Origin of the sequence: [Lactobacillus] rogosae, from assembly GCA_900112995.1 — a bacterium.
Taxonomy (GTDB): Bacteria; Bacillota; Clostridia; order Lachnospirales; family Lachnospiraceae; genus Lachnospira; species Lachnospira rogosae.
This window is the reverse complement of sequence record FONU01000011.1, coordinates 1-12,803: the sequence shown is the minus strand read 5'-3', so window position 1 is coordinate 12,803 and position 12,803 is coordinate 1. Positions and strand designations below refer to the sequence as shown.

13 protein-coding genes, 1 pseudogene and 1 riboswitch are annotated in these 12,803 nt (G+C 36.4%); all 14 genes and pseudogenes read right to left on the bottom strand.

What is annotated here, in order from left to right:
* Positions 1-388 precede the first annotated feature (388 nt).
* Positions 389-691: a Dabb family protein gene (locus tag BM157_RS05480; RefSeq protein WP_090140247.1), complete on the bottom strand. Its 303-nt coding sequence runs from the start codon at positions 689-691 to the stop codon at positions 389-391.
* Positions 692-812: 121 nt separating this feature from the next.
* Positions 813-1,337 carry a nitroreductase gene (locus BM157_RS05475; RefSeq protein WP_090140245.1) on the bottom strand — a complete coding sequence of 175 codons (525 nt, stop codon included), beginning with the start codon at positions 1,335-1,337 and terminating at the stop codon, positions 813-815.
* Between the two features lie 121 nt (positions 1,338-1,458).
* Positions 1,459-2,877 carry a magnesium transporter gene (mgtE, locus tag BM157_RS05470; RefSeq protein ID WP_022501706.1) on the bottom strand — a complete coding sequence of 473 codons (1,419 nt, stop codon included), beginning with the start codon at positions 2,875-2,877 and terminating at the stop codon, positions 1,459-1,461.
* A 747-nt stretch (positions 2,878-3,624) separates the two neighbouring features.
* Complete coding sequence (locus BM157_RS05460) at positions 3,625-4,053, bottom strand: GNAT family N-acetyltransferase (RefSeq protein ID WP_090140243.1); 429 nt, start codon at positions 4,051-4,053, stop codon at positions 3,625-3,627.
* An 18-nt stretch (positions 4,054-4,071) separates the two neighbouring features.
* On the bottom strand, positions 4,072-4,764 hold the full coding sequence (locus tag BM157_RS12960) for an ATP-binding response regulator (RefSeq protein WP_318255825.1): 693 nt from the start codon (positions 4,762-4,764) through the stop codon (positions 4,072-4,074).
* Positions 4,765-4,766: 2 nt separating this feature from the next.
* Entirely contained in the window at positions 4,767-6,461 is a 1,695-nt protein-coding gene (locus tag BM157_RS12950) for a transporter substrate-binding domain-containing protein (RefSeq protein ID WP_439655294.1), read from the bottom strand.
* Between the two features lie 405 nt (positions 6,462-6,866).
* A riboswitch (cyclic di-GMP riboswitch) is annotated at positions 6,867-6,942 on the bottom strand.
* Positions 6,943-7,387: 445 nt separating this feature from the next.
* Positions 7,388-7,831 carry a GNAT family N-acetyltransferase gene (locus BM157_RS05450; RefSeq protein ID WP_020993163.1) on the bottom strand — a complete coding sequence of 148 codons (444 nt, stop codon included), beginning with the start codon at positions 7,829-7,831 and terminating at the stop codon, positions 7,388-7,390.
* A gap of 70 nt (positions 7,832-7,901) precedes the next feature.
* Positions 7,902-8,717: a class I SAM-dependent methyltransferase gene (locus tag BM157_RS05445; protein ID WP_055176426.1), complete on the bottom strand. Its 816-nt coding sequence runs from the start codon at positions 8,715-8,717 to the stop codon at positions 7,902-7,904.
* A gap of 142 nt (positions 8,718-8,859) precedes the next feature.
* Positions 8,860-9,450, bottom strand: coding sequence for a nitroreductase family protein (locus tag BM157_RS05440; protein WP_090140241.1), 591 nt, complete (start codon positions 9,448-9,450; stop codon positions 8,860-8,862).
* A pseudogene (locus BM157_RS13210) lies at positions 9,450-9,701 on the bottom strand (arsenate reductase family protein); the annotation flags it as partial. The gene BM157_RS05440 and the pseudogene BM157_RS13210, both read right to left, overlap by 1 nt.
* A 1-nt stretch (position 9,702) precedes the next feature.
* Entirely contained in the window at positions 9,703-9,921 is a 219-nt protein-coding gene (locus BM157_RS05430; RefSeq protein ID WP_022502339.1) for a hypothetical protein, read from the bottom strand.
* 5 nt (positions 9,922-9,926) lie between these two features.
* Positions 9,927-10,382, bottom strand: a complete 456-nt coding sequence (locus BM157_RS05425) for a YaiI/YqxD family protein (protein WP_090140240.1) — start codon at positions 10,380-10,382, stop codon at positions 9,927-9,929.
* Positions 10,383-10,520: 138 nt separating this feature from the next.
* A complete protein-coding gene (locus BM157_RS12940; RefSeq protein ID WP_318255824.1) occupies positions 10,521-11,618 on the bottom strand; it encodes an HNH endonuclease domain-containing protein in 1,098 nt (365 codons plus the stop codon).
* Positions 11,619-11,668: 50 nt separating this feature from the next.
* Positions 11,669-12,271 carry a class I SAM-dependent methyltransferase gene (locus BM157_RS05415; protein WP_090140238.1) on the bottom strand — a complete coding sequence of 201 codons (603 nt, stop codon included), beginning with the start codon at positions 12,269-12,271 and terminating at the stop codon, positions 11,669-11,671.
* Positions 12,272-12,803 lie beyond the last annotated feature (532 nt).

The window sequence follows — 12,803 nt, the reverse complement described above, 5'->3', positions numbered from 1 at the left end:
AAACTTGTCATCAATAACTTAACCACTCAGGCTTCTTATCATTCCTCTTTAAGTACTTAACGCGTACAACGTAATAACCTACATATATCACCTGCCTGTCTATAACAGCTGCATGCATACGCATTTCATAACATATTCCAAGGGCATTGATATAATTCAGATATTCAACTCCAGAGTGTTCCTCTTGACAATTCCCTGTGTATGCTTTCAGTCGGTGGCATCACTTTCCTGTCAGGTTCCATGAAAAGAAGTCTCTTTCCCAGTCTTTAATATATTCATATAGATAAATAATAGCATATCCTTATGAATCATGTCAATCTATAACTTTATTTTTCCATTTTAAAAAATTATTATGATTCAATTTCTGAAGTTTATTCAACAATTAATTCTACACTTCATAATCAAGGCAGGATCTTACTGCCGTATATGGGCGTACCTTTCCGTCTGCTACTGCAACATGAAGCGGATTAGTGCTATATGCCTTAAGAGCATCTGCATCTGTAAATGTTGTATCAAGCATAACATCTACCGTTGATGTTGGCAAACCATTGATATTAACCTTTACATCTACAAGACCAGGCACTTTTCCTGCAAGTCCTTCAAGACCTTCCTTAATACCTGCCTTTACATTTTCCTTCTCTTCTGCTGTAAGTTCTTCCTTTAACTTCCACAATATAACGTGTTTAACCATATATCTTAATCTCCTTTTCTATCAGTTTCTTTATTCTTCCATTTCTTTTTCCTGCATTTTTATCTGTTAAATATCAATTTGCAAAACTATTAAATGTATAATTTCATCAAAATATTACAAGCTATGCTCTGTATACCCAGTTATCTTTTCTTGGGTGACACTGAGGTTCTTCTCCATCTACATAACCAAGTATACAATGTCCGATTCCTTCATAATTACCTTCTATGCCTAGTGATTTAAGTATCTCTCTGCCTTCTTCGCTCTCAAATTCTTCCTTAGCTCTATGTATCCAGCAACTATCCACACCAAGTGCGTGTGCCTCAAGCATAAGATTTCCCATAACCAGAGTACCATCATATATGTACGTAGGCATACTCTTATCAGCAAGAACAACAAGCACAACTGGTGCACCATAAAATGGATCAAAATCTTCTGACTTTCCCATTATTACAGAATTCATCTTAGATAGCTTATCTCTTAATTCCTTGTCAGTAACTGCAAGTATAATAGGTGACTGTCTGTCCATTCCTGTAGCCGCATATGTTCCCGCTTCAATAATTTTATCTATAATCTCCGCAGGAACCATATCACTTTTATACTTTCTTACGCTTCTTCTTGTCTTAATAACCTCTAATATATCACTCATAGCAGACTTCCTTTCTATAATTATATTTATATGATGTCGGGGTCAAAAGACCCCGACTTTGATACCTACGAATTGTTCCGTGCTACGCACTTCCACAATTCTGGTATCATTTATATATCATTTATCCTGTTATATGAAGCATACCGATAAGCACAACCGCAGCCAGTCCATAATATGTAACAACCGCAACAAGGTCATTAATTGTTGTTATAAGTGGACCCGAAGCTACAGCTGGGTCTATCTTTATCTTATGGAAGAACATTGGTGTAAGCACACCAATAAGACTTGATATAAGCATTGCCAGCAGTAATGATACACCTACACAACCCGATATTGCAAATGCATAATGTACTGGCTTGCCCTTAACAAGGGTAATATATATTCCAAGTAATATAAATGCCATAGAACCAAGCAGCAAGCCATTAGCAAAACCAATTCTCATCTCTTTTAACACAAATTCAAGCTTCTGCTTAGCTGATATATCTTCGTCCATAAGAACTCTGATTGTAACGGCAAGTGACTGTGTTCCAACATTTCCTGCCATATCAAGTATGAGTGACTGGAAGCATACAATAATCGCAAGCTGTGACACTACATTTTCAAATATGCCAACTACAGATGATACTCCCATACCAAGGAACAGTAACAGAATAAGCCATGGAAGCCTTTTCTTCATACTTGCAAAAAGCCCCTCTGTAAGGTCATTCTCCTCTGTCAAACCGGCAAGCTTTGCATAATCATCGCTCATCTCTTCATCTACCGCTTCTATGATATCAGAAGATGTGATAGCACCTATTATTTCTTTGTCTTTATTTAATACTGGAATTGAATCTTCGCTGTAATCCTTTAAATCTTCGATACATTCGCTCATCTTTTCGTGAGCATATACATATGGATATGATGTACTTATTATATCCTCAAGCTTCTGGTAATCTCTTGCTACAATAAGATCTTTTAAATCTATTGCACCATAATATATGTTATTATCATCAACCACATATATTGTATTGACGTTATCATTTTCTTCTGCCTGTGCAACAAGCTCTTTCATAGCTTCCTTTATTGTAAGCTTATTGTTTATGCATATGAAATTAGTAGTCATCTTACTGCCAATCTCATCATCGTCATATGAATAAATCAGACACACATCATCTTTGGCATCCTTTTCCATATGTGATATAAGTGCCTGTCTTTCTTCTTCTGATACATTATCAAGAATATCTACAGCATCATCAGCATCCATTTTTTCAAGGACATCTGCCGCCTCATCTACAGATAATTCTGTCATAAATTCTTCAATGTATTCAGGTGTATCTTCCAGATATGAGAAAATCTCTGCCGTCCAGTCTACACCAAGAATCTTGTAAAGCCTTATTCTTGTATCTTTGTCCAAAAGCTTAATTGCATCTGCTATATCATTCTCGTGATATTTAGATAACTTCCTGCGGATTAATTCATCAGATTTACTACTTCTAAGGACTCTAACAATATCCTTGCTATAATCCTTATGTATAACTACATTTGATAGAATCTTATTCATCATTATTCTCCTTTCATTATGGCAAGAACAATGACTAAGATTAGAAAATACGCGACTTTAACAGACTATTGCACACGTCCCTTAAGAAACGCAGACAATAGCTTTGTCGGCTTATAATCTATGTCATTGTTCCCTATTCGAGGACTATCATGCCCGTCCATTATCGTCACCTCACTTTTAATATATTGTATATTAAGAAAATATATTGAACACACCAATCTAATATACCCAATATATACTCTTAACATTTGTCGAATTAATTGTATAATCTCATTTTCTGACTGTCAACTAAAATCATTGTAAAATATTATCATATACCTCTCATATACTAGTTACAATCAACCAGGACATACTTACATTCTTTGCAAACATTATTCATTTACAGTTTTTAATTCCACTTGACGTCATATAGGTTCCTGCTAATATTACCAATACCGATATAACTGCAATAATGCCGGAAATGAAACCTCTGATGCCATTTTCTATTATATCTTTTTGCTGAACCCGCTTTATACTTTTCGCCACAGATAAGAAGTACCGGACAACTGATACGATATTGCAGGTCTGCTTTGATTGCCTCAGCAAGCATTCTGTAACCAAAACCATTTTGCAGTTCCATATGGTTTAGGGGCTGGCGCTATTGATGCATCTGTAAACCATTATGTGGCCAATAAACTGATTAATTTTATCTTACATCAATTTGGAGGTTTACTTTATTAAATTATTGTGAGTCAGACAAATATGAATCTACTGATTCCATACCATTATAAATTTCTTTTCGCCTGTGTTATCGTCCACACTTTCGGATTGAATACTAAATTTCTCACGTAAATAAAATTTGATTGCTTTCTCATTTTCCTGATAGACACTTAATTTTAATTTTGATTTGAATTCCTTTGCATGATTTAGAAGTTGTTTTCCGATACCTTTTGATTGCATTGTTTCTTTTACAAAAACACCTTCGATATAGTCATCATTCAATCCAATGAAGCCATCTATCTGCTTTGTACAGTCATCCTCATGTACATATATTTCTGCGTGAGGAAGCATTTCTCTTACCATATTGCAGTTAGTACGCCAGTAATCGGACGGTATGAAATGATGTGCTTGAATATTCGTATCAAGCCATATCTGCATCACTGCGTCTATATCGTTATCGCTGTATTGTCTTACCAATTCTCTATCTCCTAACTACTACTTATTTCTTGTTCCAAAAGTGGAAGTATCTACATACCTTAAAATCGTTTTTATAACTTCATCAATCACAATCGGCTTTGACAAATGCGCGTTCATTCCTGCATCCAGTGATGCCTGAACATCTTCTGCAAATGAATTAGCTGTCATTGCTATAATAGGAATGTTTTTTCCATCCGGTCTGTCATTCATTGCCCTGATTACTTTTACAGCTTCATAACCATTCATTTCAGGCATCATGATATCCATCAGGATTACATCAAATGTGCCTTCCGGATGATTTCTGAAAATCTCAACGGCATTCTTTCCATCCACAGCTCTTTCTACATTCATCCCGAACTCTTCCAACTGCACGGTAGCAATCTCTGCATTCAGTTCATTATCCTCTGCAAGAAGGACATTCACACCTGTAAGATTTACCTTTTCAGAAAAACCTGTGTCTGACTTATTACATTCCTTATCTGTAATTTCCAAAGGAATATCGACAGTAAATGTAGTTCCCTTATGCTTTTTACTCTGCACGGAAATGGTTCCACCCATCATATATATATACTTCTTTACGATAGCCATCCCCAGTCCAACTCCATGGTACTGCGTTCTCACATCGGAATCTTCCTGTGCAAACTCCTCAAAAACTTCTTTTGTAAATTCCTCACTCATGCCAATACCAGTATCCGAAATGCGGTAACGCATATTTATATATCCAATGCAGAATCTGTAATGTTTTTCACATCCGCCGGTACCGGATTGTAATTCACTTTTCCACTTTCGATGCTGGTCAGATCTAATATATCATTGATCAGCGACAGTAAATGCTCTGAGCTTTCGTCAATCTTTTCCAGACAATTTTTCACTTCGTCTGACGGATTGTTTTTCATTGCAATACCGGTAAATCCTATGATTGCATTCATCGGTGTCCTCATATCATGGGACATATGTGACAGAAATGCTGTTTTTGCCTTGTTTGCAGCCTGTGCATGCTCTGCCAGTTCCGCCATTTCCTCAGTTTTCTTCTGTTCCGCCTTCTGAGCTTTTTTTCTTGCACTAAGATGCACCATTGTCACAGCCATAGTAGTCAGCAGCAATCCAAAAATAAGAAGAACCAAAACAGTAACAACAGGATACAGACGGATCCAGTCAACAAATGTCAGATCTGTTGCTTTGTATGTGGTATACTGTGCTGCAAGATCTTCAACAAGATTTTGGGGCATGGCATACATTGCTTTCGTCAGAATACCAGCCAGCGCATGGTTCTCATTTGATGAAATTACCATACGGTAGGTGAATGTAGGCTGTTCCAGCATAGTATATGTCATGGTGCCCGTAGTGTCACTGTTCACAAACGCCTGTGCCATGTAATAGTAGACGAAGGCAGCATCTGCTTTACCCTTACGGACAGCTTCCATCATTTCCTGTCGGGTACTGCACATCAGTTTTTCTGCATCGGGTGCCATTGCATCTGCAATTGAATTTGCTACTGTCTGGTCAACAGTAGCAACAGCATTAATTTTTCCATCAAAGTCACGCCGTGTCACCCTTGCCAGCTGCATTGTAATGAAAGGTGCAGTAATCCCCCATTTTTTCGTCTCAGCATAGTTATCTGTTTCCAGGCGTGCATCGATGCTAATATCTGTAATATCCTTATTTTTCTGATAGGCAATATACTCATCTCTGGTGGCAGGTGTAAGAAACTCATAGGAAATCCCGGCATAGTCTGCAATTTTACGGAAGTAATCCGGGATAATACCCTTCATCTCACCATTTTCATTATAAGAATATGGATAACGGGTCGGATCACACAGAACATGAAGCGGATTGTCCTTGGAATACTGTGAAATAATACTTTTTTCTTTCTTGGTATATTCCAGATTCTTAGTTTCTATGCTTTCATAATTTTTATTATAAAGTGTCGTTTTCCAGTCGCCCTCAACTGCATTCATCTGGTCGATTGCATAATTGATCTCATTCAGCAATTCTGTATTACCTTTTTTAACCATGACATAGAAATCGCTGCTGTCAAATTTATCCACGATACGCTCATTGTTTGTTTTTCTCAGAGAACTAGCAGCAATAGCATCAACATTTCCACTCTGAAGAGCTTCCTCCATCTCTGCTGTCGTATCAAAATAAAATGGATCATATGTAAATCCTTTGTTGCCTGCAAAATCCGCCAAACTCTTTATCTCGGAGCTTCCATTAAAAAGTGCCACACGCATACCGTTGTAAGTACTGTAATTGCCATCCACAATCGTGCTGTTGTCACTGCGGACGGTCAGAATCCCATTATTGGTTCCTATCGGACGTGAAAAATCAAACTTTTCTTCTCTTTCCGGTGTTTTGCTGGGAGATGTTACCATATCAATCTCGCCATCTTCAAGCATCTGCTGCATATCATCCCAGCTCTTATCATATCCGACATATTCGTAATCTACATCCCAATAACGGGCCATCAGCCGAAGAAAATCATAGCCATACCAAGTCCGGTTCCCTGTATTTTGTTTGTAATGGAACTTTCCGCACGGGTAAACGCATCAAAAATTCATCCGCTGCAATCTCTGCACCGTTTCACCATTCAATACCATCCAGGTTTGTAAACTCACCGATTGCTGCAGCCTGGATGATTTCATTATTAGACCAGTCTTCACCAAGATCCATGGAATACTGACACCACTGCTATCAGACAACGTTTTGCCTTTTTCATACTTTACCTATTTCTTTCCTGATAAAATCATTATTGTTACGTCTGTGAAATAACTCCGTAAAAAAACACTGTCAAACAGACAGTGCACGTCATTTTATGCAACTGGCTGCCATTTTAAAGGCCCTGTAGCTTTGCGTCCAAGACTTTCATCTGGTTTGCCGATTTCCTTATTATAGCTTTTAAACTTATGCAAAAAAACTGGTTTTATTATACTATAGTGCTCTACTGTACACAAAAAAAACATTACCGTTTTAACTTGTTAAGGAGCTGGGGGAATGAACCCGCATATAAAAAGCCGGATAACTTCAGGATAATTCAGGACGAAAGTGACATAGCTTCTCTTACTTAGACAATATTTACCACATTTAATATGAGGAATGGAGTAACATTTAATGTGCTAAACAACAGTCAACGGCAAATTCTTTTCCGACCAATCGGCAATCAATTCGGGATGTACTTCCGCTAAGCTGTTACTCATATCAAAACCTCCACTTCCTCTGTGATTAGAGTATATGAGGTTTTGGCTTTTACTTATAGTTTACGAATGTCGGTAAAATTAAAAAGCCCTTTGAGAAAAGGATTTCTCCTCTCTCAAAGGGCTTGGTAAACTGGAAGTTATAAACATCTTTGCAAATATACCATATCTATTAACTGTACACCACACTCATAAATTGGGTGGTCATAATTGTCCGTAAAGAAATTCGGAATATTGTGAGATCGGACAAATCCGCATTTTTCATAAAACGGTACGGTCAACGGGCTGTCACCTGTTCCAACCTGCAAAATAGAATATTCATCTGCATATTTACTTACAAGGAAGTCAATCAATGCTTTCCCATAGCCCTGTCCTTGATTCTGAGGATCAACTGCAATATTTTTAATTTCAAGTATTCCATTATCTTCATCAGTAACGACACATTCAGCTTTTACATTACCATCTTCAAGTACATACATAGTACCTTTTTCAAGATAGTGATCAATCATATTTTCCTGCTCATCAGCTAATAACAATAATGCTATAAATTGCTTTTTATTCTCATTCACTTCTCGGATTTTCATATCTATTACTCCGTCAAATTCCAATTTTAACATCAGACGTGTGGTTTTACATTCACGTATAAAGATTCTTTCACATGCTTTGTTCGTCCTTTTCAAATATCAGAATCTTCTGCGTAACCTTTTTTGCAATAGGTAATAACGCCAAAAGTCTGTATGCAGATGAAAATAACTCCATGCCACGAAGAATATTATCATCTTTTATTTTATGATACCCTGTTGTCATATTCCCAAGGTCTTCAAAATGATCTGCACCGAAGACAAATTTTGAGCCTGTTTGCTGTATGGATTTTTCTGTTCCTTCTTTCTTTACCCATGCCTTTGCCAGACATTCCATAAGAATACAGGCATTATCAAAGTTGTCCTTTATTATTTTTAATATCTTACCGTTTTCTTCTGCTGTCAGATACATTGATAATCCTTCAATGATAAAAAGCATTTTCCCCCGCACTTTTACTTCTTTTGACCATGCAGGGTCAAGTGCAGAAATTCCTATCGTAGAAACACGTCCTGATTCCTCGAAAATCTGATTGCGGATTGCTATCGTTTCTGGAAGGTCCAGATTGTACCATGTAATTTTACCATTATCCATGCGATAAAATCTCGTATCCAGACCACAGGCAATATTAACCACCGTACAATCAGGATTTTTCTCTATAAAATTCTTTACTAATTCATCAAAAACTACCGTTCTGGCAATTACCCCTTTCCCCATCGTAGAATCCCTAGCCGCTGTAGAAAAATCATAATCAATTTTATCGACTAATTCTACCGCCTTTGCATCATAGAATTTATTATGTTTACTTTTGGAATATTGGGCTCTGGCATAAAAGCTCTGGAGCATTGTCTCAGCACTGCCACTGATAGTAGGTTTTATTCTTTCACTCATACATTTACCTTTTTTACAATATAATTAGTTGTGGCTAACTTGATTGTAACACATTTTATGAAAATAAACAATTCAAATTAACGTGTCTTGGAGTGTCTTGGAGACAGGCCCCATAAACTTCTTAAACTGAGAAATCTCTCATCTACCTGAATTCAATTATATCTTCAAATGGTTTTCTTGGTCTTTTATCTGGAGATTCATCCGCAATTCCAACCGCAACCAATCCAGTCAGTTGGCAGTCAGTTCCAATAAAATCAACAAGATCATTGTATGCAAAGCATGTATTTGCAATCCACAAAGTACCTAATCCATACCCTGTTGCTGTAAGTATCATATTTTGAATGGCAGCACCTATAGATAATGAGTCACAGATTTCTACAATTCTCTTTTCATTTTCTATGCCAGAAAATGGTGTCTTCTGATTAGTATTAAGCACAGCAATTAGACATGGTGCCTCCTGCATGATTCTTACAGTATTCTCAGCATCTGGTATTGCAAATACCCATTCTGGCATTAGTTCATGGCTGATCTTTTCTGCATTAATACCTTGCTGCATTACTTCAACCAATTTGTCTTTTTCATCTCCCTGATATACGATAAATTTCCATGGCTGTCTGTTCTTAGCAGATGGAGCAAGTGTAGCGCTGTATATCATATCTTCAATCATGGTTTTATTAACTCTATCTGGTTTATATTTTCTTATGCTTCTTCTATCTTCTATTTCCTTTATCATAATTTTTTACTCTTACTTTCCCAGTTAATCATATTTTCCAGTCCACCATTAACCTGAGCAACTGAATTAAATTCGCCCTTGCTCAGTCTCGCCTTCCGGCTCGGTCGGTTCGTAGCAAGTCGTCCACCGGACGACACTCACCCTTTTTCTTTCATATCAATAAACTGGTACTTAATACCTCTCTCCTTAAAGAAACGCTCTGCCTTTTTTGTATCATTACATTTCTTAGTTCCAAATATCTGAACGTTCATCTTAATATTCCTTTTCTATTTTTTCGTTAATTCCATACATTTTCTTGAAATTATCAAGGTCTGCCTCACTCCTAATCAGCATGATCTCTTCTATCTTACCTGTATGAATATCCTTAAATCCAGCTACCTGTTCACCAGTGCAGATGCTGGCCTTAATTACTGGTCTTTTGCTATCTTTATCATAAGAACGCATTATCTTTTTCTTACTAAATAATCCCATTTACATTACCCTTTCTTTGTCTGTGCCAACAGCACAAGTTTTTCAAACGACTCTGCAAAATGAATATTATCCTCATTTGACCTCTTTTTATGTCCCTTTATATGATTTTTACTGCTTGCTCTTTTCGCACATTTAGTTATGTGCCTCTGCATAAGCATCTGATCTATGTTGTCGTTAGTATACCACTTTCCTGACTGATGAATTGCATATGCACCCTTACTCAACGCCATAGCTGCAACCCCATAATCCTGTGTAACAACTATGTCATCACGCGTACATAAGTTAACCAGCTTAAAATCAACTGCATCAGCCCCTGCGCTTACTGTGACTACATCACTATAATCAGATGTAAGCACATGATTTGTATCACATATAAGCGTTGTTTCTATATTGTATTTTTTAGCTATGTTCTCTACTATCCGTATGACAGGACATGCGTCCGCATCTACATATATGTGCATGATTACCTCTTTTTGCAATTAATCGATTTTTAAATCAGTTGACAGCTTATACCATCTCTTAATATAAGCATCCTCAAATAACTCAAAACTATATTGATTTCTTCATCTGTAATTTGGTCTATCTCGTACTTTCAAATATTATTGTACTTTGTCCCTATTCCAAATTTCATATCCCTGACGTCTCGCTGAGTCATATACTGGCTGCATGTTCTTTTCTAATATGTGGCAAAATTCCGTTTTACCTTTTCCTGCAGTATACAGTTCCCTTACAGCCCATATAGAATGCAGATTATCTCTGTAGCAAGCTTCAAAGAGTTTATGTAATTCCGGTTTTTCATATATTTTTTTATACATAATAAACTGATTACCAGCAAATATTTCAAAGAAAGGTTCCCACTTAGGAAGCTTGTTATTCTTAGAGGAATTGAGTGAAGAGTCCATTGGCATCAGATTCCACAACTCATCATTCATTACAAATGACCACGGTATAAAGTGATCTATGTCATATTGTTTAGTATTTACCGGCTTCCCTGTAAATACATCTCTTACCTCACATACATCAAGTATTCCTTCCCACAGTTTCCTTGCATGGGATAGCTTTCGCATCTTTTCATCAATAGGTGCCAGTTTATATACTAATCCCGGTACTTCCGGATTATTGTTTTGCAGCCATTTAACCTTTTCATACTGAATCCATCCAAGTATATTTACTGTATTATCCTGTATCATCAATACCCAGTCCAGATTAAAATATACTTCTTTCTTTAGTTTGCTGCTGTCTCCAAGAATATAAGGTAATGGCACAATTATCTGATTGACCTTCTTAATATATGCTGTCAGTCTTTTTACACTTCCCCAGTCTGCAGGCTCATCACTTTTTGAAAAGAATCCTGACAATGCTCTGTACGGAACCATATTTGTAAGCTGTTCCTTTACCGCCTTAAGTTCATTATTGTATTCTTTGATTGCATTTTTTATTTCTACTTTTGACGCATTAGCAGGTAAGCTGCTGTATTCAGATAACAAATTTACTGCCCTTTCAAGCCCGTCCCTTACCATTCCATCAGATTGTATTCCACTAAGATGTATATGGAACTCTCTTACTGAATACCATGCATTTGATATCATTTCATCTATTATCTCATCAAATGTTGTCTGATAAACATTTTCTGAAATCAGATGAACAATAGCCTCAAGCCAGTAGAATTTATAACAATACGACGGATCCTTCATCATCTGTGAAAATCCTTCTATATCCAGCATGTTGTAATATTTTTGTTCAACTATTAAATGATTGTCACCTTGCGAAGTATAATATTCAACCATTGCTCCGTACCCCTGTTTTCTCTTACATCACCTGTTGCCCAGATTTTTTCTTTCTTAAATCCATTTATAGGCTCCATCAACATATCAAAACTTTCCTCTGTAAGATATGTGAAATACCTTCCATTTCTTACGCCCTCAAAATCGCCATACTTAAAAGACATATATATCACGCCGTTTCTTTTAAGTGCATGATACAGCCGCTTTATCATATCAGACAGTTCGCACTTCTTTAAATGAAGAATTGATGCACACGCCCATATCCCATCATATGTATTACTGGCATTAAAATCCTCGAAAAGCATATGATGTACCTGAATACCAGTGTACTTTGTTGCTGCCTTACATAATTCTTTTGAACCATCCATTGCATCAACTTCATATCCATTATCTATAAAATACTTAGTATCTCTTCCTGAACCGCATCCAAAATCCAATATTTTTGCTTTCGCTGGCAAAAACGATAAGAAAAGTTCCTGTATTTCATGAAAATCCACATTTTGAGTTGTATTGACAAAATCTGCTGTATGCTGGTTGTAGTAATCTAATGTATTATTATCACTCATTTTTTCTTACTTCCTGATGTTTTGTTATCATTACTATAACACAAATACCAGTTACACTAAAGACTACTTTAAAAATATGGAAACATAATTCATTATAAAATTCACATCAAATCTTAGAGCCTTTTTAATTTAAAAGTACTACTACATTTCCATGATGCTATTTTCATCAGCATTACACCCCTGCTCACTAAGTATTTCCTGACACTCTTCTATTATATTGCCATATAACAAAATCCTATGTTTATAATTAAGACATCTCTCAATTTATAAACATAGGATTTCAGTTATTTCTCTTTATTCTGATAATATCTACAATACTGCTGTATATGTATTAAATACACTATATGTTACATATCACATTTACTATCTTTTATGTCCCTGCTTCATATTCCCCAAAAATGCACTTGAAATGGATACTGTTGTAATAAGTGTGTTTTCCTGCTCCAAGCAACATCTGTATTGCTTTTTGGTGTATTCCTGCCTCTGCCTGCTTTGAATATGTCAATAGCTGGTTTACTGTGTTTACATCTGT